The sequence below is a fragment of the Desulfolithobacter sp. genome, from assembly GCF_054025815.1.
In genome coordinates, this window is sequence record NZ_JBPMMS010000038.1 from 20,604 (window position 1) to 47,080 (window position 26,477).

At 55.3% G+C, this 26,477-nt stretch carries 23 protein-coding genes and 2 tRNA genes; 16 read left to right on the forward strand and 9 right to left on the reverse strand.

The genetic code is table 11. The annotated features are described in order from the left end of the window. Positions 1 to 111 precede the first annotated feature (111 nt). Positions 112 to 1,695 carry an AAA family ATPase gene (locus ACXJJY_RS11160; protein WP_456387769.1) on the forward strand — a complete coding sequence of 528 codons (1,584 nt, stop codon included), beginning with the start codon at positions 112 to 114 and terminating at the stop codon, positions 1,693 to 1,695. A 49-nt stretch (positions 1,696 to 1,744) separates the two neighbouring features. On the opposite strand, the gene ACXJJY_RS11165 is transcribed toward ACXJJY_RS11160, so the two are convergent. Next, complete coding sequence (locus tag ACXJJY_RS11165; RefSeq protein WP_456387771.1) at positions 1,745 to 1,900, reverse strand: hypothetical protein; 156 nt, start codon at positions 1,898 to 1,900, stop codon at positions 1,745 to 1,747. Positions 1,901 to 2,282: 382 nt separating this feature from the next. After that, a tRNA-Ala gene (locus ACXJJY_RS11170) sits at positions 2,283 to 2,358 on the reverse strand. 389 nt (positions 2,359 to 2,747) lie between these two features. On the opposite strand from ACXJJY_RS11170, the gene ACXJJY_RS11175 reads away from it, so the two are divergent. The 5 genes from ACXJJY_RS11175 to rodA all read left to right on the forward strand — a co-directional run bounded on the left by ACXJJY_RS11175 (position 2,748) and on the right by rodA (position 8,378). After that, the gene (locus ACXJJY_RS11175) at positions 2,748 to 3,785 is read left to right on the forward strand and encodes a rod shape-determining protein (RefSeq protein WP_456387773.1); all 1,038 of its coding nucleotides are present in this window, start codon (positions 2,748 to 2,750) and stop codon (positions 3,783 to 3,785) included. Positions 3,786 to 3,856: 71 nt separating this feature from the next. Further along, on the forward strand, positions 3,857 to 4,717 hold the full coding sequence (gene mreC, locus ACXJJY_RS11180; RefSeq protein ID WP_456387775.1) for a rod shape-determining protein MreC: 861 nt from the start codon (positions 3,857 to 3,859) through the stop codon (positions 4,715 to 4,717). Further along, the gene (locus tag ACXJJY_RS11185; protein WP_456387777.1) at positions 4,714 to 5,247 is read left to right on the forward strand and encodes a hypothetical protein; all 534 of its coding nucleotides are present in this window, start codon (positions 4,714 to 4,716) and stop codon (positions 5,245 to 5,247) included. Before mreC ends, ACXJJY_RS11185 begins: the two co-directional genes overlap by 4 nt. Before the next feature lie 8 nt (positions 5,248 to 5,255). After that, positions 5,256 to 7,238, forward strand: coding sequence for a penicillin-binding protein 2 (gene mrdA / locus ACXJJY_RS11190; protein WP_456387779.1), 1,983 nt, complete (start codon positions 5,256 to 5,258; stop codon positions 7,236 to 7,238). Between the two features lie 30 nt (positions 7,239 to 7,268). Further along, on the forward strand, positions 7,269 to 8,378 hold the full coding sequence (gene rodA / locus ACXJJY_RS11195) for a rod shape-determining protein RodA (protein ID WP_456387781.1): 1,110 nt from the start codon (positions 7,269 to 7,271) through the stop codon (positions 8,376 to 8,378). A 213-nt stretch (positions 8,379 to 8,591) separates the two neighbouring features. Here rodA and hemH read toward each other — a convergent pair whose 3' ends face one another. Next, complete coding sequence (hemH, locus tag ACXJJY_RS11200) at positions 8,592 to 9,557, reverse strand: ferrochelatase (protein WP_456387783.1); 966 nt, start codon at positions 9,555 to 9,557, stop codon at positions 8,592 to 8,594. 334 nt (positions 9,558 to 9,891) lie between these two features. Here hemH and ACXJJY_RS11205 point away from each other — a divergent pair, with 334 nt between their 5' ends. From ACXJJY_RS11205 to ACXJJY_RS11215, 3 genes are all read left to right on the forward strand, one after another. Beyond that, positions 9,892 to 10,434: a cold-shock protein gene (locus ACXJJY_RS11205; protein WP_456387785.1), complete on the forward strand. Its 543-nt coding sequence runs from the start codon at positions 9,892 to 9,894 to the stop codon at positions 10,432 to 10,434. 251 nt (positions 10,435 to 10,685) lie between these two features. Continuing rightward, a complete protein-coding gene (polA, locus tag ACXJJY_RS11210; RefSeq protein ID WP_456387787.1) occupies positions 10,686 to 13,379 on the forward strand; it encodes a DNA polymerase I in 2,694 nt (897 codons plus the stop codon). A gap of 626 nt (positions 13,380 to 14,005) precedes the next feature. Next, positions 14,006 to 14,359 (forward strand): PilZ domain-containing protein, encoded by a 354-nt coding sequence (locus tag ACXJJY_RS11215; RefSeq protein WP_456387789.1) that lies wholly within the window; start codon positions 14,006 to 14,008, stop codon positions 14,357 to 14,359. A 27-nt stretch (positions 14,360 to 14,386) separates the two neighbouring features. On the opposite strand, the gene ACXJJY_RS11220 is transcribed toward ACXJJY_RS11215, so the two are convergent. Beyond that, a complete protein-coding gene (locus ACXJJY_RS11220; protein WP_456387790.1) occupies positions 14,387 to 15,691 on the reverse strand; it encodes a citrate synthase in 1,305 nt (434 codons plus the stop codon). A gap of 309 nt (positions 15,692 to 16,000) precedes the next feature. Between ACXJJY_RS11220 and thiE the strand changes: the two genes are divergently transcribed. Together thiE and ACXJJY_RS11230 are read left to right on the forward strand one after the other, a co-directional pair. After that, positions 16,001 to 16,696, forward strand: a complete 696-nt coding sequence (gene thiE, locus ACXJJY_RS11225; RefSeq protein ID WP_456387792.1) for a thiamine phosphate synthase — start codon at positions 16,001 to 16,003, stop codon at positions 16,694 to 16,696. Continuing rightward, a complete protein-coding gene (locus ACXJJY_RS11230; RefSeq protein WP_456387794.1) occupies positions 16,689 to 17,360 on the forward strand; it encodes a hypothetical protein in 672 nt (223 codons plus the stop codon). The genes thiE and ACXJJY_RS11230 overlap by 8 nt, the downstream gene beginning before the upstream one ends. 139 nt (positions 17,361 to 17,499) lie before the next feature. On the opposite strand, the gene hflC is transcribed toward ACXJJY_RS11230, so the two are convergent. The 5 genes from hflC to ACXJJY_RS11255 all read right to left on the reverse strand — a co-directional run bounded on the left by hflC (position 17,500) and on the right by ACXJJY_RS11255 (position 21,735). Then, a complete protein-coding gene (gene hflC / locus ACXJJY_RS11235) occupies positions 17,500 to 18,447 on the reverse strand; it encodes a protease modulator HflC (protein ID WP_456387796.1) in 948 nt (315 codons plus the stop codon). A 93-nt stretch (positions 18,448 to 18,540) separates the two neighbouring features. After that, the gene (gene hflK, locus ACXJJY_RS11240; protein WP_456387798.1) at positions 18,541 to 19,653 is read right to left on the reverse strand and encodes an FtsH protease activity modulator HflK; all 1,113 of its coding nucleotides are present in this window, start codon (positions 19,651 to 19,653) and stop codon (positions 18,541 to 18,543) included. A gap of 136 nt (positions 19,654 to 19,789) precedes the next feature. Beyond that, positions 19,790 to 20,743, reverse strand: coding sequence for a rhomboid family intramembrane serine protease (locus ACXJJY_RS11245; RefSeq protein WP_456387800.1), 954 nt, complete (start codon positions 20,741 to 20,743; stop codon positions 19,790 to 19,792). Further along, on the reverse strand, positions 20,740 to 21,537 hold the full coding sequence (locus ACXJJY_RS11250; protein WP_456387802.1) for an esterase/lipase family protein: 798 nt from the start codon (positions 21,535 to 21,537) through the stop codon (positions 20,740 to 20,742). Before ACXJJY_RS11250 ends, ACXJJY_RS11245 begins: the two co-directional genes overlap by 4 nt. Before the next feature lie 111 nt (positions 21,538 to 21,648). Next, positions 21,649 to 21,735, reverse strand: a tRNA-Leu gene (locus ACXJJY_RS11255). Between the two features lie 257 nt (positions 21,736 to 21,992). On the opposite strand from ACXJJY_RS11255, the gene ACXJJY_RS11260 reads away from it, so the two are divergent. The 5 genes from ACXJJY_RS11260 to ACXJJY_RS11280 all read left to right on the forward strand — a co-directional run bounded on the left by ACXJJY_RS11260 (position 21,993) and on the right by ACXJJY_RS11280 (position 26,386). Then, positions 21,993 to 22,955, forward strand: a complete 963-nt coding sequence (locus ACXJJY_RS11260) for a bifunctional riboflavin kinase/FAD synthetase (RefSeq protein ID WP_456387804.1) — start codon at positions 21,993 to 21,995, stop codon at positions 22,953 to 22,955. 159 nt (positions 22,956 to 23,114) lie between these two features. Continuing rightward, positions 23,115 to 23,750, forward strand: a complete 636-nt coding sequence (locus tag ACXJJY_RS11265) for a tetratricopeptide repeat protein (RefSeq protein ID WP_456387806.1) — start codon at positions 23,115 to 23,117, stop codon at positions 23,748 to 23,750. After that, positions 23,750 to 24,883: a DVU0298 family protein gene (locus ACXJJY_RS11270; RefSeq protein ID WP_456387808.1), complete on the forward strand. Its 1,134-nt coding sequence runs from the start codon at positions 23,750 to 23,752 to the stop codon at positions 24,881 to 24,883. Before ACXJJY_RS11265 ends, ACXJJY_RS11270 begins: the two co-directional genes overlap by 1 nt. A gap of 111 nt (positions 24,884 to 24,994) precedes the next feature. Further along, positions 24,995 to 25,612, forward strand: a complete 618-nt coding sequence (locus tag ACXJJY_RS11275) for a tetratricopeptide repeat protein (RefSeq protein ID WP_456387810.1) — start codon at positions 24,995 to 24,997, stop codon at positions 25,610 to 25,612. 117 nt (positions 25,613 to 25,729) lie between these two features. Further along, positions 25,730 to 26,386, forward strand: coding sequence for a riboflavin synthase (locus ACXJJY_RS11280; RefSeq protein ID WP_456387812.1), 657 nt, complete (start codon positions 25,730 to 25,732; stop codon positions 26,384 to 26,386). The last annotated feature ends 91 nt before the right edge of the window (positions 26,387 to 26,477 follow it).

Consider the following 26,477-nt stretch of genomic DNA (forward strand, 5'->3'; position numbering starts at 1 on the left):
TATTGATAATTACCCATAGAATTGCCTGGTTCGGCAGGTGAGGTTCCGGCAGCAGTCGGGGCCGGATCGTCCAGAAAGAAAGCTGCAAGCTGGAGTAAGGTGCGTGTTGTCATGTATATTGAACATTTTCAACTGAACAAGTCTCCGTTTCAGGAACCGCCTGATCCAGAAGTGTTTTTCCCCGGCGCCGGCAGGGACGCCATTCTGGAATCCCTGGTGACTGATATCGAATCCGGCAGGCTGCTGACCAGGCTTGTCGGCAGTGAAGGGTCCGGAAAAACACTGATCTGTAAGATTCTGGCAACGAGGATTGGTGATAAGGTTGATGTGGTTTATCTCGACAATCCGGTTGGTTCTTTTGACGATCTGATGCGGGTTGTCTGTTATGACCTGGGGATGGTGCCGGCCGAAGATCCTGATCGCGATTTGATCCGGGAGTTTCGTGTCCAGCTTGAGAGTCGGAACAGGGCAGGTAAGCGGGTTGTTATTATTATCGATGAGGCGGAAAAACTTTTTCTTGCCACCCTTGAGCGCCTGCTCAAGGTCCTCTGTGAGGCTGAGGAGAGCGGTGTTCTCTCCATTTTGCTGGCCGGCCGGCCAGGGCTTGATATCAACCTTGAGCAGCTTACAGTTGTTTGTTCGGGTATTGATATAAATGACAGATATTTTCTTGAGCCTCTCACCCGGGAAGAGACGGAACAGTATCTGAAATTTCGCCTGCAGGCAGCAGGGCTGCCCGATGAAGTGCAACAGGATATTTTTACCGAAGGAGCAGTCGACAAGATATTTTCTGCTGCCAAAGGGAACCTGCGTCTGACCAATATCCTCGCTGAAGAGGCGCTGCAGACATCCTGCAACGAAAAATCGTTTCTCGTGTTACTTGATCATGTCAAAGATGGCCGCAGTGGGTCGGTAAAAGAGAAACAGAGCGAAAGGAACAGGAAGAAAATTTTTCTTCCACTTTCCCTGCCTCCGGAAGTTTTCAAGGACAGAAAAATTGTATGGGCCGCAGGGGCAGCGCTTTTTGTGCTGGTTCTGCTTATATTTTTGTCTCGCGGCGGCGATGATACGTCACTGGTTTCAATGGGACCGGAAGCCCCTGGTGTACCTTCAGCAGCCAGTGAAAAACAAATCGCCACGCCTGAAGTGGTTGATTCAGAAAAAAAGGGTGGGCCAGGGCAGGAACTTGTTGCCAGAGAAGCAGGCAGGAACAGTGGACAGGGCAATGACCGGACAAATCAGGACGAGATGGACACCGGGATTTGGCCACGGACGGACAATGCGCAGCTTTTTTTGCCGGAAACGGCTGGCAAGCAGCAACCTGAAGAAAAGACCGGTGCGCCGGTTGCAGGCCGCAGCGGAGAGGATTTGTTCCGGGAACGTCTGGGAGCCACTGCTGGCTGGGTGGCAGGTGCCTATCGCAACAAGTATACCATTCAGCTGATGATGTTGACGTCGGCGCGGGCAGAAGAAAATCTTGAGCAGATGCTTGCCGGGGACGATTATTACTCCATCAAGGATCAACTCTATATTGTACGCAAGAAGACCACACCGCCGGTGCTCTTTGTCTTTTATGGAACCTACGATACCATGGAACAGGCTCGACAGGCGCGGAACAGGATGCCCGTTTTCCTGCGCAAACATCATCCTTATGCACTGTCCATTGGCGATGCTCTGAAAAAGGCCGAGGATTAAGACCGCCTGGCATTCAGTGCGTGAAGATTGCAGGCCGGTTGATCAGTTCCTACCAGCTCGCACCGGGCCGGGTGATCGGATGGGTGTATTTGTTCTCCCTGTCTACCCCTGTACTGACATAATAAATACCGTAGCACAGGGCGGCAAATGCGATCAGAGCAACGGCAAGCTTGAGCAGGTCCCGTTTGATGTTTTTTTTGCCCAAGGAACTTCTCCTTCGTATTTTTCCAAAAAGTTAACCACTCTTCATCTTCAAACAGTTTAATGGATCTGGAAACTGTGTCCACTATTTCCGTCATTTTTCATCGAAACCGGTCCCTGCTGCGCCCGGAATTTTGTTTGTATTCTCCTCAAAAAAGCTCTGTTGATCCCTGCAGGCGGTACGCGCAGGCACTGGTTTTGAACAGATTGAGCGCAGGAGAGCAGGGTATCGTTCAACGACAGGGGACAGGTTTTTTTGAGGCGGGTATGACGGGGTGGTTCTTTTTCTCGTTGAGTTGATGAGTTCAGGATCAGGGCAAAATGTGACCCGGTTACGGGCCAATAAAAAAAGGTTACGAGATGAACTCGTAACCTTTGTCTTTTTTTGGTGGAGCTAAGCGGGATCGAACCGCTGACCTCTTGAATGCCATTCAAGCGCTCTCCCAGCTGAGCTATAGCCCCATATGTTAAACAGCGACTCAATTACCATGATCCGAGTCTGGCTGTCAAGTGTTATTCACTTCTTTTCTCTTCGGTTGGGGTGGGTATATCTGTTGCCAACATCGAGCCCCGTTGGTACAATACATATTTTACCAGACAGCGAGCGAATCGAGACCTGCGAAAGTTCGATATACAGGTAAGTAAACGGAGTGGAACTCCGAGACGTACATATGGTAGTCGAGCATTGACCGTACCCGCTGCAACGCCGTAGATCGGACTTTTTACGACTCCATCAAAATATATCTTTTGTAGTCGGTTCCCTTTGTGGCCGCAATCCGGCAAACATACTTCTGCGTACAGGTTAGGCAGGAGGCCTCGTACCATATATGGCTCTTTACAGGTGATTTCGGATGTTTTCTCCGTTTAATTTTTTGTTTGGCTGGATGTCCAACGATCTGGCCATAGATCTGGGCACAGCAAATACTGTTCTCTACGTCAAGGGAAAGGGGATAGTACTGCGTGAACCATCGGTGGTGGCCGTGCGCCAGGATATACGTGGTTCCAAGGTGCTGGCTGTGGGCAAGGAGGCCAAGGAAATGCTTGGCAAGACGCCGGGTAATATCGCTGCTATCCGGCCAATGAAAGACGGCGTTATCGCTGATTTCGAGGTCACCGAGGCCATGCTGCGCTATTTTATCAACAAGGTGCACAACCGGCGGACCCTGGTCCATCCGCGGATCATCATTTCGGTTCCCTCCGGCATCACCCAGGTGGAGAAACGTGCAGTCCGGGAATCGGCCGAATCCGCCGGCGCCCGGGAAGTGTATCTCATCGAGGAACCCATGGCCGCGGCCATTGGCGCGGACCTTCCCATCACCGAACCCACTGCCAATATGATTGTTGATATCGGCGGCGGTACCACAGAGGTGGCGGTGATATCCCTGGCCGGCATTGTTTATGCCAAGTCGGTCCGGGTGGCGGGCGACAAGATGGATGAATCAATTCTTCAGTATATAAAACGTAAGCACAATCTCGCCATCGGTGAGCGTACCGCCGAGCTGATCAAGACCACTATAGGTAATGTACAGCCTGAAGAACCCTATGAGACCATGGAGATCAAGGGACGTGACCTGGTATCCGGTGTCCCCAAGACCTTGACCATCTCTTCCAAGGAAATCCAGTCTGCCATTGCCGAGCAGGTGGAGGTGATCGTTGATGCGGTCCGGGTGGCCCTGGAGGTGACCCCGCCCGAGCTTTCCGCGGACATCGTCGATCAGGGGATTGTCCTGACCGGCGGCGGCGCTCTGCTCAAGAATCTGGATAAATTGCTTAAAGATGAGACCGGCATGCCCATCATTGTCGCCGACGACCCGCTCTCGTCGGTGGTTCTCGGGTCTGGTCAAGCTCTGGATAATCTTGAGATCCTAAAGGAAATTGCCATTGACTGATCCGGTGCCCCTTCAGATTTTGAAGCAGCCCTGTCCGCTTCTTTTTGTAATCATTTAAGACGCCTGGCCCTATGCGTAAAAAGGGGAGCAGGAAGCGTAACAGTCGCTCCAGGGCAATCAGGATAGTTGTCCTCAGTGGACTGCTGTTGACGCTTGCCCTCATTCTTATTGTCTCCACCCTGGGTCCCCAGCGTTTCGGCCTGCTGCACAAGCTGGTGGCCGAGGCCACCGGCCCGGCCCAGAAATACCTGACCGGGGTCACTGGTTATTTCAGTGATCTCAAGTCCCGCTATGTGGACCTGATCGGGGTCCGGGAAGAAAACAAGCGGTTGTGGGCCGAGTTGCGGGAATGCAGGGCGGCCGCCTATCGCAGTCGGGAGGCTGTGGCCACCAATGCCCGGCTCCGGAAACTGCTTGACTTCAAGATGAGCCACGACCTGCCCATGGTGGCGGCCACCATTGTCGGCAAGGATCCATCGCTCTGGTTTCGGACAGTGGTGATTGACCGTGGAACCTCCGATGGTGTGATGAAGGGCATGCCGGTGGTGACCGGAGACGGTATTGTCGGGCAGATCTTCACCACCTCGCCGAACTATTCCAAAGTGCTGCTGGCCATTGCCCCTTCGAGTGCCCTGGACGTCCTGCTCCAGGAATCGCGGGTCCGGGGGATTCTCAAGGGAACCGGCACGTTAAGGTACCAGCTTAACTATATTCTGAAGACCGTGGATGTTAAGGAGGGGGATCATGTGGTGACCGCCGGCTATGGCGGCCTCTTTCCACCTGGTCTGCCGGTGGGGGTTGTGTCCAAGGTCGTCCGCCGCCGCCGGGGCATGTTCCTGGAGATAGAGGTCCGGCCGGCAGTGGATTTTTCAACCCTTGAAGAGTTGCTGGTTATTGAGAAGGACACTCCATTTGTCGACGAGCGGCCATGAGTGTAGTCGTCTATATAGCGATTGGGCTGCTGCTGGTTGGTCTGCAGACCACGGTGTTCATGCCCGGTCCCACCTGGCCGGCCGCCCCGGATCTCTACTTTGTCCTCGTTGCCTGGCTTGCATACCGGTTGGATCTGCTTCGGGGGTTGATCGTTCTTCTGCCACTGTGCTGGATGCTTGATGTGGTTTCAGGGGTGGTTATCGGAACCTATCCCGGTATCTGTATTGGCGGTTTTTTCCTGCTTCGTTTCATGTCCGAGCATATGCCGGTCAAGGACTCCCTGTATCGTATTCCGTTGATCGGCGTGGTCTATCTGTTCGTCTCCTGGATTGTCTACCTGATGCTCAATCTCTTTGAGCCCGATGCCCTGATTCCCTGGTCCTGGCTGTTCATGTTCCTGCGGGCTTTCCTGGTGGCCCTGTTCGCCCTGCTTCTGTTTCGTTTCTTTGAGTTTATCAAGGGGCGCCTTGAAAAGGGAGGGAACCCGTTGCAGAAGCTTCGGGTCCGGTCCGCTAACCGGTACCGCTGAACCCCGTCATGAAAAACCTCAGAAAAACAAGGAAAAACAGGAAGCGGGAAGATTCGCTGAAACAGGCGGCCAGCAAGCGTGATGCATCGCTTGGCAAGATTACTCCCCGGGACGAGGGTGAGCTTGATTTTCTCCGCAAGCGAACTCTGGTCGCCTCGATTGTGCTTGTTACCTTTTTTTCCATCCTCATTGCCCGTCTCTGGTATCTGCAGATCCAGAAAGGCGAGGAGTATGCCCGGATGGCCGACAGCAACCGGGTCCGCTATGTGGAGGTGGCCGCTCCCAGGGGCAATATCTTTGACCGCAAGGGACGGGAGATCGTTACCAACCGGCCGTCGTTCAACGTGGTATGGCTGCGGGAAGACAACACTATCGACGATGAGCTGTTCAAAAAGGTCTCGCGGATCCTTGAGGTGGACTCCTCGGAACTGCTCAAGCGGGTTCGACGGATGGCAGCGGCACCTGGCCATATCCCCATCCGGCTGGCAGAAGATATAAACTGGGAAAAGGTGGCCTATATTGAGAACAACCGCCTGGAGCTGCCCGGAATCAAGGTCGAGGTGGTGCCTCTGAGGGTCTATCATTACGGCAATCTGGCCTCCCATCTTATCGGCTACCTTGGAGAAATCAGCAAAAAGGAGCTGGCCCGGTCCGAACCAGGCGTCTACCGGGGTGGTGACCTGATCGGCAAGATGGGGCTGGAGAAAATACGGGAAAAGGACCTGCGGGGAGAAAAAGGCCGCCATTACATGGAGGTCAATGCCCTGGGGTTTGAACAGAAGAATCTCAAGGGTATTGAACCGCTGCCCGGTAATGACCTTCACCTGACCCTGGATGTGGATCTCCAGCAGACGGCCGAGCAGATCATGGAGGGCCAGGATTATTCAGGAGCTGTGGTCGCCATCGAGGTCAATTCTGGACGGCTGTTGGCTGCTGCCAGCTCCCCGGCCCTGGCCCTGGACAAATTTATCGGTGGTATTTCCCACAAGGACTGGCGGGAGATGCTTGAAAACCCACACAAACCCCTGCTCAATAAAGTGGTCCAGGGAGAGTATCCTCCTGCCTCCACGTACAAGATCGTCACCGCCATTGCCGGACTGGCCGAAGGGGTGATTACTCCGGATACCATCATCTACTGCCCTGGTTATTACCGGTTGGGGAACCGGACCTTCCGGTGCTGGAAACGGGCCGGGCACGGAGCGGCGAATCTCAAGCGGGCCCTGGCCGAGTCGTGTGATGTCTACTTCTATCAGGTGGGACAGCGGCTCGGAGTGGACCGGCTGGCTTCTTATGCCTTCCGGCTGGGGCTGGGAAAAAAGACCGGGGTAGAGATTGAGCATGAACGCCCGGGCCTCATTCCCACCGCGGCCTGGAAAAAAAGGAAGAAAGGTAAGAGCTGGCAGGAGGGGGAAACTTTGTCGGTGGCCATAGGCCAGGGTTTTGACCTGGCCACACCGCTGCAGATCGCGGTCATGACCGCCACTGTGGCCAACGGCGGGACCCAGTACAAGCCCGCCCTGATCGAACGGGTTGTGGACCCGGAGGGTAATGTGCTGCAACAGTTCGAGCCCAGGGTCCGAGCCCGGTTCGCCGGTCAAGGTGGTAACCTGCGTATCATCCGTCAAGCCCTGGTCGAGGCTGTCAACGGCAAGCACGCCACCGGCCGGCGGGCCAGACTTGAAAATATCACCGTGGCCGGAAAAACCGGAACCGCCCAGGTGGTGCGCCTCAAGAAGTACCAGCATCTCAAGGAAGAAGACATTCCCTACAAGTACCGTGACCATGCCTGGTTTACCTGCTTTGCCCCGGCTGAAAATCCGGAAATCGCGGTCACTGTCCTGGTGGAACATGGTCTCCACGGAGGTTCGGCGGCTGCACCGGTGGCCCGGGCTGTGCTGGAAAAATATTTCAGGGGTCGGTCGCAGGATCCGGACAAGGTCAGCATGGTGGTTCTGCCGACCGGGCTTGTAGCCGATATGGCTGAACGGTAATCTTAACTTAAGGGCTTGAGCCTGTTACCCATGTTGCGCTTCGATCGTCGTCTTATACATCATTTCGACTGGGTTATGCTGGTCATGCTGCTGCTGGTCGCCGGCATGGCCCTGGCCAACCTGTACAGCTCCACCTGGAACGGCGGGCCGGATCCGTCGTCCACCTTCTACAAACAGTTGCTGTATTATGGAGTCGGGCTGGGACTGATTGCTATCCTGATCAGTTTTGACTACAGAGAGCTGGAAAAGCTGGGTTATGTCTTCTATGGGGTGGTGCTGTTGCTCCTGCTCTATACCGACTTTTTTGTCTCCTCTGTGGCCGGGACCCAGCGCTGGATCAATCTGGGTTTTTTTCATCTCCAGCCCTCGGAGCCGGCCAAGCTTGTGCTGGTGATAGTGCTTGCCGCCTGTTACTCACGAACAGAAAACCAGGATGGCTACCGGATACGGGATCTGATCCGCCCGGGCCTTCTTACGGCGTTGCCCTTTGTTCTGATCATGATCCAGCCGGACCTGGGAACCGCGCTGATGCTGGGAATCATCTTTGTCTCGATGACCTTGTTTGTGAAGCTGCGCTGGACAACCGTGGGAATTCTCAGCGGAACCGGGATTTGTGCCGGGATTATCATCTATCGTTTCCTGTTGAAACCCTACCAGCGCCGTCGGATAGAAACTTTTCTCAATCCCGAGTCCGACCCCATGAACCACGGCTACCAGATCACCCAGTCCAAGATCGCGGTGGGCAGCGGCCAGATTTTCGGCAAGGGTTTCATGGAGGGTACCCAGGGACATCTTCATTTTCTGCCGGAGCGGCATACGGATTTTGCTTTTTCGGTCTGGGCCGAGGAGTGGGGTTTTGCCGGCAGTCTGTTTTTCCTGAGCTGCTATTTTTTTATGCTGCTCTGGGGGCTTAATATCGCCATGACCGCCCGGGACAGGTTCGGGGTTCTCCTTGCCTTTGGTCTGGTGATGCTCATTTTCTGGCAGGCGGTCATCAACCTGTTCATGATCATGGGCTTTCTCCCGGTAGTGGGGATTCCTCTGCCGATGTTCAGTTACGGCGGCTCTTCCCTGGTTACCAGCCTGTTCAGTCTTGGCATCCTGATGAATATCCGGATGCGGCGATTCCAGGAAAAATAAAAACAGAACTCTCTTTTCTGTTTATTGGATCTCGTGACCTCTGCTCTTGCAGTGTCGAGTGTCCTGACAGGGAGAGTCAGCCCCCTGACAGTTCGCTCCCGCTTCCAGGTGAGTGTTGACCGCGGGTGTATAAGATGCAGAGATGGTTGGTGGTTCTGAGAGAGGACCTGGTGCCACGAGTGGCTGGCAAGCAATGGTGTTTTCCGGCGATGGTCACATGGCGGTGGGAGCAGTGGGCTGGCTGAGCACCAGATTCCGCAGCGCTTCAATGAATTCCGGGTCGTCGTTCAGGGCGCTGGTGGAGCGCAGCTCCATGCCCAGTTCTGCTGCCATCTCCCGGTAGAGCATGTCGATCTCGTACAGGGTCTCCACATGATCTGAAACAAAGGATATCGGCACCATGAGGATGTTTCTGCAGCCCGAGGAGGCAAGTCGGCGGAGCATGTCGGGGGTGGATGGCTCAAGCCACTCAACCGGCCCGCTGCGGCTCTGGTAGCAGAGATGGCCCTGGATGCCGGTGATTTTTTCCAGAGCGAAAATGGTTTTGTGGAGGTCATCGACATAGGGATCGCCTTCGTCGATAAATTTCTGCGGCAGGCTGTGGGCGCTGTACACCACCTCGGGTGTGCTTTTGAATCTGCCGAGCCCCTCTCGAACCCGGCCTGCCAGGCAGTTGATATATTGCGGCTGGTCCGGCCAGGAACGGATCTCCTGGATGGGGAAGGCCAGGTCCAGTCTATCGGCTGTCCGGTGCAGGTCGGTGAGGGAGGAGCCGGTGGTGGCCACCGAATACTGGGGATAGAGAGGGAGTGCGATGATCCTGCCGACACCGTCCCGGGCCAGTTCCGGCAGGACCTCGTCGGCAAAAGGGTGCCAGTATCGCATGCAGATTCGCACCAGGTAGTCGCCACTGTCCTTCAGGGCTTCTTCCAGGGCACTGGCCTGCTGCTTCGTGATGGCAAGAATAGGAGAGCCGCCGCCGATTTTCCGATAATTTTCCCTGGAGCTGGGAGCCCTCTTGCGGGCGATCCTGCGGGCGATGAATTTCTGCAGGAACCAGGGACCAAGACGGATGATCTGACGGTCGGAAAACAGGTTGTACAGAAAGGGTTCCACATCCTCCTGCTTTTCCGGTCCACCGAGGTTGAGCAGCAGGACGGCTGTCTTTTTTGTATGCATGGCCGGAGAGTACCCGGATTGATCCACGGTCGTCAAGAAAATGTCATGCAGACCTTGATTTCATCCGCAGGCCATGACTATAATTAAAGCATGGTCAATGGATATTCTTTTGATGATGCCCTTATTTCTTTCTCCTTTCACCTCTTCTCTGCCCGTATCCGGGCCTTCTGCCGGTTCGAAAAGATATGCAGATTGTGTACTGCCTGCCGGCAGATTTCTTTCTTCAGGAAAGACAGCGAGCGGAAATACAGGGTCCGTAGCGGCGATTCATGATTTTTTCGCGTTAAGGCAGTGGCATGGTGCCACTGACGCTTGATAACAGTGGAGGATCTGTATGGAACTGAAAGTTGAGGCCAGAAATCTCGACATGCGGAAAGGATGGCTGGAAAAGATCGAAGAGGAGAAGGCAAAGCTTGTTCGTCATTATGCCAACTTCGTGCTTCATCTTCGAGTGACCATCGAAGCCACCCCCGGCTATAAGGAAGGTGGTTATGAAGTCCGGCTGGTCGCTTCTGTGCCCAATGACACTGTAGTGGTCAAGCGCTGGGGTGAGAAGGTGCGTCCGATTCTGGTGGAAGCCTTTGATGTTCTTGGACTCAGGCTCAAGGAGATCGTCCGCAAGAAACAGAACCACAAAAATGTCAAGGTGTCTGAGGCTATTGTGGCCGGCAATGTGCCGGGGACCATAAAAAAACTCTTTCCAGACGATGCCTATGGTTTTATCACTACCCCGGATGACGATGAGGTGTTTTTCCATGAAAATGTGCTGCGCGATGTTTCCATGAACCAGCTCAGCGAAGGTGATGCCGTGATGCTGGCCATCACCAGTGGAGACAAGGGGCCCCAGGCCAGCTGGGTTCGGACGGCCAAGGCCTGATTGAGTCACATACCGGGTTGAATAAAAAACCCCTGCCGCAAGGCAGGGGTTTTTTTGTTGTAGACAGCAGGAAAAACAGGTTTAATCAGGTCCCGGTTGGCCTGGAAACAGCACGGGGATGAAGGCTCCGGTCCCAGGCGTCCCTGTTCTCCTGCCCCGATCGGCCAATCGAGGTCCGAAATACCAGTGCCAGAATCGGTGCAATATCCGGCAGTGGACAATGCTGCCTCCTTTTTCACAGAAACACATTCATGGTCTCTCAGGAAAATTCCCGGCAGGTCTATCTGGTCGATGGCTCTGCCTATATTTACCGGGCTTATCACGCCATCAGGCCCCTTGCCAACTCCAGTGGCCTGCCGACCCATGCCGTCTATGGCTTTACCACCATTTTGCGTCGTATCATCCGGGAAAAGCAGCCCCGGTGTCTGGCGGTGGCCTTTGATACGAGGGGCCCGGTGTTCCGGCACCGAATCTATCCCGAGTACAAGGCGAACCGTCCACCCATGCCCGATGATCTGCAGCCGCAGATCCCCTATGTGCGGGAAATCGTCAAGGCTTATCATATCCCTGCCCTGGAACATGAGGACATGGAGGCTGATGATCTGATCGCCTCGGCAGTGGACAGGCTGGTGGAGGCCGGCTGCCGGGTGGTTATCGTTTCCGGGGACAAGGATCTGCTGCAGCTTGTGTCCAGGCAGGTGGTGATGTGGGATCCCATGAGCGATAAACTCATGGATGTGGACGCGGTTCTTTCGAAATATGGCCTTGAGCCGCATCAGCTGCTCGACTACTTCGCCCTTACCGGCGACAGTTCTGACAACATTCCCGGAGTGGTGGGAGTGGGCCCCAAGACCGCCCAGAAGCTTATCCGCGAATACGGGACCCTGGAAGGTATCTTTGCGGCAGTGGACTCCATGAAAAAGTCCAGGCTCAAGGAGCGGCTGATCGCTCACAGAGAGGACGCTTTCCTTTCCCGGGAACTGATCCGGTTGCGTCATGACGTGGATGTGCCGGCCGATCCCGAAGCCTACTGTGTCCAGGCCACGGAAAGCGAACGGCTGCGCGAACTGCTCACAGAACTTGAGTTCTACTCCCTGCTCAAGGCCGATGCCCCGGCCGTTGCCGTGGATACTGGAAATTTTAAGCTGGTGCAGGACAGGGAAAGTCTGGCTCGGTTAGTGATCGAGCTTGGTCGGGCCGATCTTCTGGCCCTGGACACCGAGACCACCTCGCTTGACCCTTTGCGGGCCAGGCTTGTGGGGATCTCGCTTGCCACATCCGCTGACAGGGTCTGGTATCTGCCCTGCGGCCACCGGAACGAAAATGGCGAACCAGTGGCCGGCCAACTGGAACAGGAAGAACTTTTGAAGGCGCTCAGACCCTTTTTCGAGGATCCCGAGCTGCCCAAGGTGGGCCATAATCTCAAATACGACTACTCGGTGCTGGTCGACCCCAAAAACGGCACCATCGAGCTTGCAGGTCCGCTTTATGACACCATGGTGGGGGGGTGGCTGCTGGATCCCGGCCGCCGGTCCTACGGGCTCGATGACCTGTGCCAGGAGATTGATCTGCAGATGACCTCCTTTGCCGATGTGGTCGGGAGTGATAAGCGAGAGGACGCGTTTGCCCGGGTGAAAATCGAGCAGGCCAAAAATTACAGTTGCGAGGATGTTTACGGATCCCTGCAGCTTTTTGAACTCCAGAAGCCCCAGCTTGAGAAGCTTGCGCTCTGGTCCCTGTTTGCCGACCTGGAAGGGCCGCTCATTCCGGTACTTTCCCGAATGGAGCGTGCCGGAATCGAGGTGGATATGGACCTGCTTTCCGCCCTGTCCACTGAATTTGCCATGAAGCTGGAAAAGCTCAAGGATCAAATTTATGCACTCGCCGGTGAGGAGTTCAATATTAATTCGACCCAGCAGCTCGGGGAGGTCCTTTTTGAAAAACTTAAATTGCCGCGGGGGCGCAAAACCAAGACCGGCTATTCAACCGACGTCAAGGTGCTGGAGCGGCTTGCAGGCCAGCACGAGTTGCCTGGGTTGATACTTGCATACCGCAACCTGGCCAAGCTCAAATCTACCTATATCGACAAGTTGGCCAGGCTCAGGCATCCGGACACCGGACGGATCCATACCTCGTTCAACCAGTGCGGCACCGCCACCGGTCGGCTCAGTTCCAGTAATCCCAATCTCCAAAATATTCCGATACGCTCCGAGGAGGGGCAGCGGATCCGTTCCGCCTTTGTGGCTGCCGACGGCTGTCTGCTGCTCTCCGGGGACTATTCGCAGATAGATCTCAGGGTTTTGGCCCATTATTCCCGTGACGAGGCCCTGCTTGAGGCCTTTCGCAACGGCGAGGACATCCATCGGCGGACTGCGGCGGAGATTTTTTTCGTTTCTCCGGAATTAATAACCCCCGAGATGCGGCGAGTGGCCAAGACGATCAATTTCGGAATTGTCTATGGTATGTCCAGTTACGGTTTGGCCAGTCAGCTGGAGATCAGTCGCAAGGAGGCCCAGACCTTTATAGACCGGTATTTTGAACATTATGCAGGGGTCAGGAAGTTCATGGAGGAAATCGTTGTCAGGGCCCGTGAACAGGGTTTTGTGACTACCCTGCTTGGTCGTCGGCGGCAGTTGCCTGAAATCAACAGCCGGAACCGGACCAAGCGGGAGTTCGCCGAGAGGACAGCCATCAATACCCCCATCCAGGGAACGGCGGCCGATATCATCAAGCTTGCCATGCTGCGGGTGGACCGGGAATTGCGTGAGCAGAACCTGGCAGCCAGGATGATCCTGCAGATCCACGACGAACTGGTACTTGAAGTACCGGAAAGGGAGCTCTACGTCACCAGGGATCTTCTGCAGCAGGCCATGGAAACGGTTATGGAGCTGGAGGTTCCACTTTCGGTCAACATGACAGTAAGCAAAAACCTTGGCAAGGCTTAGCAGGTTGTTGAAAAACTACTGTGCTTGATGATACTGCGTCAAAATTCGGCTCAGGTAAGCGAGCCCGAAGTCTGTGCTTGTCTGCGAGACTCCGAAATGCTCATGTACTTCATATACACTGCGCTTTTTCGCCTCATTTTTCCTTGTCTCGTCATCGTTCGTTACGTTTTTCAACATCCTGTTAGGGTGCGGGCTGGTTTTACCTTGCAAAAGAGCTGATTTGTTGTAGAACAATCAAGGCCTGAATTTCGCAGATAATCAGTGGGATACGCGCATTGTTTTCCGGAAAACTGGCCACCTGTAGCCTCTTTTTTCCGTTAAGCAGGAAAAAGAGCTCCGGTTGTGTTGGCGTTTGGCAAGGTGTGGCGTAAGTTACTGTTTGCGTGTGTTTAGGATTTGGCACTATTCTTGCTTCAATGTGAGGCAAGAGAAATCATTTTGGAGAAAGATATGAACCCAAGGGAAGCCATTCGCATACTGATGTTGAGTCCGTTCTATTTTCGAATGCGACCCGCGGAACGGTGGCAGCTGGTTAAGGAGTATTGTCAGCTTGTTAATCAGAGCTATAACGCGCTTGACTGAGCAGGAGTGAGCTGTTGGCTGGGCAACATCAGGACGTGCCGCCTGTGAGAGATCGCCGGCGATTTCCAAGATACCGGGTCAAGGATGGGGCGCTCGCCTTTATCGGTACTGTTCCCGGTGCTATTGTCGATATCAGCGAAGGCGGTATGGCCGTGCACTATGCGGTATTCGGTCGGGAACCGAATCGCAATCTTCGCCTGGATATCTTCCTGGGCAGTGATGATTTTCTGCTCAAGGATATTCCCGCCTCTATTGTCAACGACACGACGCTTGACCCGGACGCACCTTTCAGGGCGGTTCAGGTCAAGCGTTTTTCTCTGCGATTCGGTGAGCTTACGGATCAGCAGAAATCCTCTCTGAGATATTTCATCCTCCACAATACCGTCAGTGAGGCCTGAGTTTTCAGTGCCACAGCCGCGGGGGGTTCAATTCCGTTTTTCCAGCGGGATAAAGGGGCGTTGCGGCTCGCCGACGTAGACCTGCCTGGGCCGGCCGATCTTGGTGCTCGGGTCCTCCCGCATTTCTTTCCACTGGGCGATCCAGCCCGGCAGTCGACCCAGGGCGAACATAACCGTGAACATGTTGGTGGGTATGCCTATGGCGCGGTAGATGATTCCTGAATAGAAGTCCACATTGGGGTAGAGGTTGCGCTTGATGAAATACTCGTCGTTGAGAGCGATCTCCTCGATTTTACGGGCAATGTCCAGTAGTGGGTCGGAGATGTTGAGGACCGTGAGTATTTCGTCACAAGCCTTTTTGATGATGGTCCCACGTGGATCATAGGTCTTGTAGACCCGGTGGCCGAAGCCGGAGAGTCGGAAAGGATCGTTCTTGTCCTTGGCCTTGTTGATATACTTTTCAAAATCATTGTTGTCGGCGTGGATGGCCTCAAGCATCTGGATGACTGCCTCGTTGGCACCGCCGTGCAGGGGGCCCCACAGGGCGTTGATACCGGCGGCGATGGAAGCGTACAGGTTGACCCCTGCGCTGCCCACCAGACGGACGGTGGAGGTGGAGCAGTTCTGCTCGTGATCGGCGTGAAGGATGAGCAGTTTGTTGAGGGTGGCCACCACCTCGGGGCGAACCGTGTAGGGTTTGACCGGTTTGTCAAACATCATGTTCAGGAAGTTTCCGCAGTAGGAGAGGTCATGCCGCGGATAGACCAGTGGATGACCCATGGATTTTTTGTAGGAGAAGGCGGCAATGGTCCGGATTTTTGAAATGAGACGGGCTGCGGTCGTGTCGATGTTCTCCAGGGGATCATCGCTCATTTCGGGGTAGTAGTTGCAAAGCGAGTTGACCATGACCGAAAGGATGGACATGGGCGAGGCATGGGAGGGAAAATGATCAAAGAAGTGGATCATGTCCTCATGTATCAGGGCAAAGCGTTCCAGCAGCGACTTGAAGGCGTTGAGTTCATCGGTGTTGGGGAGCTTGTCATGGATCAGGAGGTAGGCCACTTCGACGAACGAACATTTTTCAGCCAGTTCTTCGATGGCGTAGCCCCGGTAGCGGAGAATTCCCTTGTTGCCGTCAAGGTAGGTGATGGTGCTGGCACAGGAACCGGTGTTTTTGTACCCGGTATCAAGGGTCATGTAGCCGGTCTCCTGGAGTAACCGGCTAATATCGATGGCCCGGTCACCCTCAGATCCCTCGATGATGGGCAGGGTATATGTTTTGCCGTCAATTTTTAGTTCAGCGGTACGTTCAGTATGAATTTTTCGGGTCATGGCTTTGTCCTTGTCAATTGGTCTCGTGATGTCGGGCCGGTGGTCGAAAGAGTCGGGATATAAGTTAGCAGCGGCCGGTTTGGGTAAGAGGGGCGAGCCAGGAAAAACGATGCGCGAGATGACCTGTTGGGGTACAGTGAGGCGCTGCGGCAGCAGGGCAAGACCGACTGCAGAGGTTCCCGGGTCAGATAGAAGCAGTGTCTCCTGAGAAAAACTGCACTTCTTTATTTATCCGGTTTTCAGAAAAAAATCAAGATCAATGGGGATCGACCCTTCTTTCCCCATAAGAAAGGTAGTGTTATTATATCCATGAACAGCGAAGTGTATCACCGCCGAATACGGCAGTTTATCGAGGATGTTACTCTCTATCCGGTTTCATGTGAACGGCTGGCCTGCGGGAGGAGCGACGAGCAGTGGCTTGACAGCGTACTGGCCGGCGGAGCAAAGATCGTCCAGCTGCGGGACAAAGAGTCTTCCGACCGCCGGTTGCTGGAAAAAGCCCGCTATTTCCGCCGGAGAACGACCGAGGCCGGGGCACTCTTTCTGGTGAACGATCGGCTCGATATCGCCTTGATGTCCGGGGCGGATGGACTGCATGTCGGGCAGAATGATTTGCCCCCGGAAGAGATACGCCGCCTGGCTCCGGACCTGGTCATTGGTCAGTCATGCAACACCGAGGAGCAGGCCATGCGCCTTGGTCAGCTGGAACAGCGGGGCGAACAGGTTCTTTCATACTTCAATATTGGACCGATCTATCCAACCGGTACCAAGGAAGGTCTGGCTGAGTTTATCGGCCCGGAGGCCATAAGAACCTGTTCCAGGCACTGTTCACTCCCCTTTACGGTGATGGGAGGGATCAAGGAGCATCACGTCGAAGAGCTTGTCCGTGCCGGTGCCAGGCGTATAGCTGTGGTTACCGCCATCACCGGTGCCGAAGACATGGCAGCTGAGACCGCCCGCCTGGTAAGTCGGATCGCCACGGCCCTGGAGGAACGAGATGGATGAATTGAGAGAGCAGTGGGAAAAGATTCGTCTGCTGATGGAGTACGCGGTTCCTGACGAGCGTCTGCGGGAGGCCAGAGATCTTTTGGACGAGTATCGGGACGACCGGATCGCCCTGGATCTCCTGCACGAGTTTTACAGCTACCTGCCCGAGGCCCGTGACGACTGGGCCCGGGACATCCGGCTGGTGGGGCGGTCCCGGGGAGTGTTTCTGCTGGCCCTTGTCACCGGTCACAGCGGCTATCTCTACCTGGTTTCCAGCGAGGGTATCGAGTTTCACGGCAGACTGGCCGATGGTTACGTCAACAGGAAAGTTCTGGACTTTTTCAACCTTCCCGGGCCCGAGGAATTCAGGCAAATCTGTGCCGAACCGGGTTCTTTTCCGAGTTACGAGCCGCTGGGTATGGACCGTGATGTGTGCCCGGCCTGTCACGCTGTCACCGGCGAGGTTCATGAATTCGGTTGTCCGGTGGAGGTTTGTCCCTGGTGCGGTGGGCAGCTTATCCACTGCAACTGCCGTTTTGACAGGCTTGAGGTCGACGAGCTTGTTTCAGAAGAAGACCTGGACCGGTTTCTGAAGCTGGTGGAGGAGAAGGGAAGGATTCCTTACGCGCCCGAGCAGCGGCCGACCTTTGCCGACGAGGGGCCCGGGGTGGTGATCGAGTAGGGTTTCTGGTTTCTGTTTCCGGTCATCTGTTGACCCTTTGTATGCATGGCCTGAAAGAAAAAAAGAAAAAAAGAAAAATCCTGTTCCCGGCTGGAAACCGGGAACAGGTGCAATGGTTTTATCAATCCTGATGTTTATGCTATTTCTTGATCGGATCTATGGACTCCAGGTAGTGGAACAGGTCGGAATCAGATGACAAAATCAGCGAGGTATTGTTGTTGATAATATCACGGTAGCTTTCCAGGGTTTGCTGGAAGGCATAGAATTCAGGATATTTTGAAAATGTCTCACCGTAAATCCGGGTAGCCTCGGCGTCTGCCTTGCCCTTGATGGTCGTAGCTTCACGCCTGGCCGAGGAGGTGATCTCCTTAAGTTCCCGGTCCACGCGGCCCAGTATTTCAGCCTTGCGTCCTTCGCCCAGGGAGCGTTTCTCTGCCGCTATCCTTTTCCTTTCCGAAATCATCCGGTCATATACTTTCTGTCGGACCGATTCAATATAGTTTACCCGTTTAAACATTACGTCGATCAGTTCGATCCCGTATTGCGGGGTGACCTTGGAGGCGGAGGCCAGGACCATCTCGCTGATCTTGTCACGGCCGTACTTGGGCGGCTGGACCACGGCGTCTCCGGTCCGGACGCTGGAAACCATGTAGTCTGGAGACCAGTCCGAGCTGCGAATGATTTCGATGAGGTTGTTCTTGTTCACCAGGTCCCGGACAGTACCGTTGATGATATCGTCAAGCAGGCTTTGGGCACGGTTTTCAGTACCAACGGCCTGGAGAAAGCGCAGGGCATCTGAAATACGCCAGCGGGCGGTGTTGTCAATGTAGATAAAGGTCTTGTCATTGGTTGGAATCTGGTTTGGATCACCGTCCCAGATCAGAATTTTCTTTTCAAAGAACTGGACATGCTGGATGAAAGGAGTTTTCAGCTTCAGACCTGCTTCGGTGACCGGCTGTCCCACGGGACGGCCAAACTGGGTCAGGACAGCCTGCTGCCCCTCCTTGAGAATGTAAAAACCATCCCAGACAGTGGCGATCATGGCACCGATGAGAATAATTACAAAAACTTTTGCGAGCTGTTTCATGATATTTTTTCTTTTTCCAATCTTGGGTTAGAGGCGGCCGTCAGTACCCCGGGACCGCGGAAGCCGGTTGCGGTATTATGGGACCGGCCGGCCTTATTTACCGGTGACCTCTTTCATGTCCGTACGGGACAGGTTGAGAAAAGGCAGTACATTCTGCTGTTTTTTGTCCATTACATAGACATGGGCAACGCCCGGCAGAATATCACGCATGGCCTCAAGGTACATCCGGCGGCGGGTCACCTCTTTGGCCTGCAGGTACTCTTTGACTATTGCTTTGAAGCGTTCGGTTTCACCTTTGGCCTCATTGATTCTCTGAACTGCGTAACCGTGAGCTTCTTCGATGATCTGCTTGGCGCTTCCCCGGGCTTTGGGGATGACACGGTTGTAGGTTTCTTCGGCTTCATTGACCAGTCGCTTCATGTCCTGGTCAGCCTCGTTCACCTCGTTGAAGGCTGGTTTGACCGGATCGGGAGGATTGATATCCAGCAGCTGCAGGGTTACGATGTCCACCCCACATTCCAGGTTGTCCAGCTCGCCCTGCAGTTCTCGTTTGGCGTCGGCGGCAAGGATCTCCCGGTTTGAAAGGACATAGTCGAAGTCCATGTTGCCAACGATGCGCCTGGTCACCATTTCCGAGGCATCCCGGACCGCCTGGGGGATGTTGCGTACCTTGAACAGGAAGTTGACAGGATCTGCGACCTTGTACTGGACAATCCAGGCCACGTCGATGACGTTCTTGTCACCGGTCAGCATGAGAGATTCCATATCAAAGCCGCGTCTGTTGAAGGTGGTTGTCTTGCCCGGGGTTCTCGTTCTGAATCCGAACTCTTCCTTCCGGACCGACTCCACGTCAACTTTGATCAACTCTTCCATGTAGGGAAGCTTGAAGTGCAGGCCGGAGGGGGTTGTACGGTTGTATTGGCCAAACCGCAGGATAACCCCTACTTCACCGGGGTTGATGGTGAAAAATGATGAATAGACTACCTGGACCAGTATGATGGCGCCAATGAGCATGGCGACTTTGCTCAGTCCGGCAAAGAAGTTGGGGTCCTTGCTCGACGGAGAGGGACCATTGTCCGGCTGGCTGCCGGGCGGCTGTTTGGGACCGCTGAAGTTGTCACGGATTTTCTGAATCAGGGCCGCAAGAAACTCTTCGGGAGAGGAAGGTCCCTTTTTCTGGCCCCACGGTGGTTGTTGTCCATTCATGGAAATAGGCATCCTTGGTTGTTTAATGGGTTAGGTTGGGAGTGAAGCCGCTTATCCCTATTGTCATCTGGCCTAATTTTGACATGGATGGACCAAACGTACAACGAATATCGGCATGATTCTGTTTATTTTGTTTTCAGGGCAGTGAACCGGCCTGATAAAGTGCCAGGAACCAGAAAGCAATGACCAGACCAAGTGATGTCAGGTAGAGGATGAGCTGGGTTAAGGTGCGGTTGCTCCATCCCGGTACAACCTGCAGTACGTGGCGGACCAGGATGCCTGCTGCCAGGCCGCAGCCGAATCCGAACAGGTGAGCCCCCAGGTCGGTCTGTTTCCCCCCGGTACCCAGGAAGGCCAGCAGGCTCGCACCGGCCCCCAGGGGGAGTATCAGGCCTCTGGCCCAGCCCCAGCGGCCGGTCATGAGTTGCAGGCCGCTGAAGATGCCGATAGTGGCAAACACGGCGGTGGAAAAACCAACCGAATAATGCGGGGTGGAGCGGAAGACAATATTGAGGTAATTGGCCACAGTTCCTGTGAGGATGATGAGAGCCCAGGCCGAGCCGTAACCGATAGTCCGGCTGAGGAGGTGGACCATGAAACCGCCGATCAGGCAGTTACCTGCCAGGTGGTTGGGGTCGGCATGCAGGGTCATGGCTGTAACCAGGCGCCACCACTGGCCACCCTCCAGGATGGCACGGCTGTCGATGGCTCCGGCCCTGAACCATGTGGACCCGGCCTCCCAGGGTCCGGTTATCCAGTAGAAAATGGCGAGCGCTCCGATGGTCAGCAGAGTAGGCGGGTTGTCGGTAGTCCTGGGGTGTTGCTGCAGATAATTGGGAGGAGGGGGCCAGTCTCTGTTTTCTTCGATCCATTGCCGAAGATGATACCTGGCCCGGGCTGCGTCCGCAGGCGGGACCAGGAGGGTCCGGTCCTGGAAATTGACCTGGTGAGCTGTGGATGTGGCGCTGAGAACCAGGGAGCAGTCCAGGAGGTAGTCAGGGGGACCGGTGCAGATTGGTACCAGCTCGTTCTGGCGCGTATCCTGTTTTTCACCGGTTTTGTCCGGCAGGGGAGGGCGATTCTGGTTCATGTTTCTTTATTGCCAGGAAACTGCGAAGGGCCGGAATGGTCAAACCGGCCATGCTTGAGAAAAAAAATCGTCTGGCGGATCACTTCTCTATTATTCATGATAAAGGAATGGCTGGCCGGAACAACCAGGAAGTCGCGCATCCCCTCCACCCGGGCCCGTTCAACCGCGACCTTGCCGTCGTTTTCGCCCGGGATCAGCCGGGCGAGCCAACGATCGTACAGCCCAGGTCGGTTGCCGGTAATAACCCCGGTTGGCCAGCGGACCGGTCCCAGTCTGTTTGGCAGGCTGTCCGGCCTGGTACCCAGTTCAGCCCCGGCCGGTCCGTTGATGGCCCTGAAAAGCCACCAGTCATGGAAACGATCGACGATCTCGCTGCCCTGGTTGGGCGGGCTGAGCATGACCACCCGGCCCAGGTTGTCCGGCAGCTGCTCTGTAAAGACAAAGCGCAGAACAATGCCGCCCAGGGAGTGGGTGACGAAGTGAAGGGTTGTCGTCTCCATGGCTCTGTAGCGGGCAATGGTCTGCTGGACGGTGACGGCCGCGGCAGCAACACTTTTCCGGCGCGAAGGATAGCCCACCGTGCTCACCAGGTATCCCGCGTCGGTAAGACGCTTCCCCAGGCGGCGCATGGAGAGCGAGGTCCGGGCCAGGCCATGGAGAAGAAGGACCCGCTCCCGGCTTAAGGTTTCATCGGAATAGTCCCGTATCGCGGCGCGGGAGGGCGCCGGGCTTTGAGGACGAAAAGAGGTGGTATGATGTGACCAGACATGGGACATGCCATAATCTATAAGCATTCTGGGACGGTTTGCCGCAAGATTGGCGAAAAAAGAAAACCAGGCATGTGCGGAGGTCCTGAAACGAAAAAGGGCCGCAACCTTGATGGTTGCGGCCCTTTATTTATCCGATGGTGCCGAAGGGGAGAGTCGAACTCCCACGAGCATACGCCCACTAGACCCTGAACCTAGCGCGTCTACCAGTTCCGCCACTTCGGCACTGACGCATGCGAATATGCACTTCCCGGCCATTTTTGTCAAGAGTTTCTTTAGGGCAAAAGACAGAAAAAACACATTGTCGTTTTTGGGGTCGGACCTCGTATGCATGAACTGTTTGCGAGTTTTCTTCGGAAAGGGTACATATCCCGCTTTGTCTTCGAAGAAACGTGGATTATAGTAGGACGGCATCCGGAGACCGGTCTCCGGTCCCGGTACTGCCTGCTTTGTCAACCTGAAAGATATGTTCAGGACATCCCATGGAAATATATACTGATCTTTCCCAGATACAAAAGCCCTTTCCCGGGGCTTGCGTGACCATAGGCAATTTCGACGGGGTTCACATCGGGCACCAGATACTGTTTGCCGAGGTCATGGGCCGGGCATTCCGCAGCAAGGGAACCAGCGTGGTTGTTACTTTTGATCCCCATCCCTTGAAAGTTCTGCGGCCCGAAGGGATCAAGCTGATCTCGACCCTGGAACAGAAAAAGGAACTGATTGCCCAGGCCGGTATCGATGTGCTGATCATCATTCCCTTTGATCGCCGGTTCGCCACCACTACGGCCCTGGATTTCGTGGACCGGATCCTGGTGGAGACCATCGGGGTGAGCGAGTTGGTGGTCGGGTACGATTATGCTTTTGGCAAGGGGAGGCAGGGAAATATCGATTTTCTCAGGGAGCAGGGCAGGCTCAAGGGTTTTCCGGTCGCGGTGGTTGAGGCCCATTACGAAAACGGTATGCTCGTCTCCTCAACCAGGGTCAGGGAGCTGGTTGCGGAGGGACGGATGCAGGATGTGCGTCAGCTGCTCGGCCGCTGCTACCAGATCCGGGGTACTGTTCAACAGGGAAAACAGCGCGGTGGACCGGTGGTCGGTTTTCCCACCGCCAACCTCCAGCTCAATGAGGAGGATCTCTGCCCGAAACGGGGCGTGTACGTAACCCAGGTTGTCTATGACGGCAAGATGTATGGCGGAGTCTCAAATATCGGCTATAATCCAACCTTTGGAGACAGTGCACTGGTGGCCGAAACCCATATTTTCGATTTCAGCAAAGATATCTACGGCAAGCCCATCAAGCTCAATCTGCTTAAACATCTGCGGGGGGAGAAGAAATTCAGTGGTCCATCCGAGCTTGCCGCCCAGATTCGTCAGGATATCGAAATCGCCCACCAGGTTCTCGAGGAGGTACGGAGGGAGCGTATTCTGAGTTGCGAAGAGGGATAGTTTTCATGCCCTGGCGCAGCGGCCGGACCAGTTTTTGTCTTGATCCGGTTGTATTGATGATTACAATGTTACAGTTAAACAGTTGAACAAGATATGAAAGGGTGGTGGGATGTCCGCCTCCACCTTAAAGTAAGGAATTTCGAATAAAGGGAAGATTTTATGTCTGATGTACAGAAAACCGTGGATCTCAACTCTGTTATCGAAGAGTTGGAAAAGGTGGTGGCGGAAAAGCCGGAAAACGTGATCGCCCATCACCAGCTCGGCCTGGTCTACCGTCAGGCCGGACGGGTCGATGAGGCCATCCGGGAGCTGGAACGGGCCATCGAACTCGATGAGCAGGCTGTTGAGAGCTATATCAATCTTGGCGCGATTTACTTTGACCAGGGCGATGTGGACAAGGCCCTTGAACTCAATGAAAAAGCCCTGAAGATAGCGCCCAATATGGCCGAGGCCCATGCCAATATCGGCCTGATCCACCAGCAGCAACAGCGCCTCTCCGAGGCCATCGAGAGCTTCACCCGGGCCATCCAGATCGACCCGGAACTGGTCACCGCCTGGATCAACCTGACTTCGGCCTTTACCATGAACGAGGAAGATGACAAGGCAGTGGAGGCGGCCCGTCAGGCTGTAACCCTGGAACCTGATTCTGCCATGGCCCGTAATAATCTGGCAGTGGCGCTCTATTTCAAGGGCGAGTACCAGGAGTCGAAGCAGAATCTGGAAAAAGCGCGTGAGCTTGGCTATTCGGTGGATCCCCGGTTCGTCAAGGCGCTGGAAGACAAGCTGGTTGGCTGATGAGTAGCAAGGAAAGCGGGGAAACCCTCAAGCCGTGGTGTCCGTTCTGCGGTATGGATGTGGGACGGCCCACCGAGGCGGCCCAGCGGAAGATGACCGAGTTCCCGGTCGGTCGCTGTGACTGCGGCGCCGTTTACGTCTGCGATGCCACTGGCCACAACATCGGTGCCGCCATGGTGGAGTGCCTGGTCTATGCCTGCAATGACGAGTGGGATCTGGCCTGGGAGCTGATGCCCGAGGATGATTATCTCACCGGCCGGGTGGAAGATTATGACGATGTGACTCATCAGGTCGTGCCCAAGCGCAACCTGGATGGCCGGGCGGTTCGCGGGGTCCTGTACTTTGTCCGGTTGCACAAGGAAGTGTCCGAGATCGCCGAACGATTCCGCGAGAAGCAGGAGACCCTTGCCCGGCAGGAGGATGCGGCCGGCGGGACTGTTGTGGAGCCGGTCCCGGAACCACACCGGGATCCCAAACGCCGGAAAATGCGGGCCAGCAAGCAACAGGTGCGGGAACTGGCTGCCAGGGAAGAGATTGACGTGCTGGTGAATCTCTGTCTGGACGATGGCCGTGCTCTGCGTTTTCTCCAGCGGTTACTCTATGATCCCGTGGAGGCCAGCCGGTATCATACCGCCTGGGTTATAGGTCAGGTCGCAGCCAAAGTTGCCACCCGGGAACCGGGTCAGGTTGCCGATCTGCTCCACCGACTGTTCGAGGCCTGCGCCGATTCGGCCGCCACTCCCTGGGGGATGATCGAGGCCATTGGCTCCATCGTTGCCGCACGTCCGGATATCTTTGGCGCCTTTACCAGGCACCTGCTGGGCTTCATGGGCGATCGTTCCACCCAGGAAGCAGTGATCTGGGCACTGGGTGAGATTGCCGCCGTCCGCCCCGATCTGATCCGCAAGACGCCGTTTTATTCCACCTTCCATTTTCTGGGCCACGACAGCCCGACCATGCGCGGGCTCATGGCCCGCCTGCTCGGGCGCATCAAGGCAAAGGAGGCTGTCTTTCAGGTGATGGGACTGCAGGGCGACCAGGCCCCGATAATTATCTATGAACATGGACGGCCGCAGGAGACCACGGTGGGTGAGCAGGCAACCCGGGCGGTGGAGCTGATAAACAGCACCTGATCAGGCCGTCTGCCTGGTAAGGAAAAGCTGGTTTGGCCAGGGCAGGCAGATGAGGCAGCGAGGAACTTAGAACATCGGAACGCAGGTGTCCGACAACACAGGAGTAGTTTTATGGTAAGCGAACAGATTCAACCTCTGAACTCTCTTGGCCCGGTGGACGGTAAACCGGCGGGTCAGGAAGAAGAGATTATCAAGGATCCAGCCAAAAGGGATTATAAGGAAGGCCGTGATTTTCTGAAGAATGGTGAGCTGTCCCAGGCGGCTGTTTGTTTTCACAACGCGCTCAAGGGGTTTGAAGAGCAGAATGATGAGCTGGGGATTGCCAATGCTTCGGACCGGCTCGGAGATGTCTGCCTGGAAAAGGAAGAGTATCAGATGGCTGTTGATCACTACCTGCGGGCCCGTGCCATCTGCGAGAGAAAAGATGATTCCTTTTCCGCTTTGGCGCTGAACAAGAAACTTGCGGTCTGCTACCGGCGCATCGGCCAGCTGGACAAGGCTCTGGAAGTGCTCTTTGACATCCTTGACCACTACAAGATGGTCCGCAATCCCCAGGGAACCGTGCAGATTCTGGAAGTCATCGCCGATGTGTACATGGAAAAAGGTGATAATTCCGCGGCCGCCGATGCTTACCGAACCGCAGCCTCCATCCATGCCAACTTCAGGCATAAGCGGCTGGCAAGGGAGTTTGAGGAGCGGGCTGATCAGGTTGAGCAGGGGCAGGGCTGATAAAAAACAGGCATCCGTTGGCGTTGTTCGCGCGGGTGTCCTGGTCCCTGGGCTACGGGAAAGTTTTCTGGATGAGGCAGTTCTCCTGGCAGCCCAGGAACAGAAAAAGGGAAAAACATGTTTACCGGTATTGTTCAGGGACTTGGCACGGTGGTGGAAAAACGGCCTGCAGGCCGAGGGATGGTTTTCTGCCTGGAGGCGGATTTTGACCTGACTGACCCCGAGGAAGGAGAGTCCATTGCTGTCAACGGAGCCTGTCTCACGGCCCGGGATATCAAGGGGCGCAGGTTCATGGTCGATGTGTCGCCCGAGAGTCTGTCGCGCACCGGACTTGGTGAGCTGCAGGTGGGCAGCCGGGTCAACCTGGAGCGGGCCCTGCGCCTGGCCGACCGGTTGGGTGGGCACTTGGTGTCCGGTCACGTTGATGCCCGGGCCCGGGTGGAAGAGCGGCAGGCGGTCGGTGATTTTACTCTGTTTTCATTTTCTTTACCCCCAAGTCTGGCAAAATATGTTATTGAGAAAGGTTCCATCGCCATCAACGGTGTCAGCCTGACGGTGAACTCCTGCAGGGGGAACCGGTTTTCCGTTTCCATTATCCCCCATACCCTCGAGGTGACAACCCTGGGCAGCCTGGGGCCGGGAGACATGGTGAATATCGAAGTGGATATTATCGGTAAGTATGTGGAGAAGCTGCTTGCCGCAGGAGTTGAACCCGGTGGAGATGACGGCGGGATCAATCCCGCCTTTTTGGCTGAACACGGATTTTTACGATAAACTGCTGGGAAAAGGCCCCGGGGAGTTTGGCGGAGTGGAAAAGAAAAGGAAGATGCCAAAAGTAAAAGGTGGGGAGAAAAACGGGAGGGAG

What these genes read in the sequence shown, in the direction of transcription:
- ACXJJY_RS11160 (WP_456387769.1), top strand. Translation starts at nt 112, where the DNA reads ATGTATATTGAACATTTTCAACTGAACAAGTCTCCGTTTCAGGAACCG.
- ACXJJY_RS11175 (WP_456387773.1), top strand. Translation starts at nt 2,748, where the DNA reads ATGTTTTCTCCGTTTAATTTTTTGTTTGGCTGGATGTCCAACGATCTG.
- mreC (WP_456387775.1), top strand. Translation starts at nt 3,857, where the DNA reads ATGCGTAAAAAGGGGAGCAGGAAGCGTAACAGTCGCTCCAGGGCAATC.
- ACXJJY_RS11185 (WP_456387777.1), top strand. Translation starts at nt 4,714, where the DNA reads ATGAGTGTAGTCGTCTATATAGCGATTGGGCTGCTGCTGGTTGGTCTG.
- mrdA (WP_456387779.1), top strand. Translation starts at nt 5,256, where the DNA reads ATGAAAAACCTCAGAAAAACAAGGAAAAACAGGAAGCGGGAAGATTCG.
- rodA (WP_456387781.1), top strand. Translation starts at nt 7,269, where the DNA reads ATGTTGCGCTTCGATCGTCGTCTTATACATCATTTCGACTGGGTTATG.
- hemH (WP_456387783.1), bottom strand. Translation starts at nt 9,557, where the DNA reads ATGCATACAAAAAAGACAGCCGTCCTGCTGCTCAACCTCGGTGGACCG.
- ACXJJY_RS11205 (WP_456387785.1), top strand. Translation starts at nt 9,892, where the DNA reads ATGGAACTGAAAGTTGAGGCCAGAAATCTCGACATGCGGAAAGGATGG.
- polA (WP_456387787.1), top strand. Translation starts at nt 10,686, where the DNA reads ATGGTCTCTCAGGAAAATTCCCGGCAGGTCTATCTGGTCGATGGCTCT.
- ACXJJY_RS11220 (WP_456387790.1), bottom strand. Translation starts at nt 15,691, where the DNA reads ATGACCCGAAAAATTCATACTGAACGTACCGCTGAACTAAAAATTGAC.
- thiE (WP_456387792.1), top strand. Translation starts at nt 16,001, where the DNA reads ATGAACAGCGAAGTGTATCACCGCCGAATACGGCAGTTTATCGAGGAT.
- ACXJJY_RS11230 (WP_456387794.1), top strand. Translation starts at nt 16,689, where the DNA reads ATGGATGAATTGAGAGAGCAGTGGGAAAAGATTCGTCTGCTGATGGAG.
- hflC (WP_456387796.1), bottom strand. Translation starts at nt 18,447, where the DNA reads ATGAAACAGCTCGCAAAAGTTTTTGTAATTATTCTCATCGGTGCCATG.
- hflK (WP_456387798.1), bottom strand. Translation starts at nt 19,653, where the DNA reads ATGAATGGACAACAACCACCGTGGGGCCAGAAAAAGGGACCTTCCTCT.
- ACXJJY_RS11245 (WP_456387800.1), bottom strand. Translation starts at nt 20,743, where the DNA reads ATGAACCAGAATCGCCCTCCCCTGCCGGACAAAACCGGTGAAAAACAG.
- ACXJJY_RS11250 (WP_456387802.1), bottom strand. Translation starts at nt 21,537, where the DNA reads ATGCTTATAGATTATGGCATGTCCCATGTCTGGTCACATCATACCACC.
- ACXJJY_RS11260 (WP_456387804.1), top strand. Translation starts at nt 21,993, where the DNA reads ATGGAAATATATACTGATCTTTCCCAGATACAAAAGCCCTTTCCCGGG.
- ACXJJY_RS11265 (WP_456387806.1), top strand. Translation starts at nt 23,115, where the DNA reads ATGTCTGATGTACAGAAAACCGTGGATCTCAACTCTGTTATCGAAGAG.
- ACXJJY_RS11270 (WP_456387808.1), top strand. Translation starts at nt 23,750, where the DNA reads ATGAGTAGCAAGGAAAGCGGGGAAACCCTCAAGCCGTGGTGTCCGTTC.
- ACXJJY_RS11275 (WP_456387810.1), top strand. Translation starts at nt 24,995, where the DNA reads ATGGTAAGCGAACAGATTCAACCTCTGAACTCTCTTGGCCCGGTGGAC.
- ACXJJY_RS11280 (WP_456387812.1), top strand. Translation starts at nt 25,730, where the DNA reads ATGTTTACCGGTATTGTTCAGGGACTTGGCACGGTGGTGGAAAAACGG.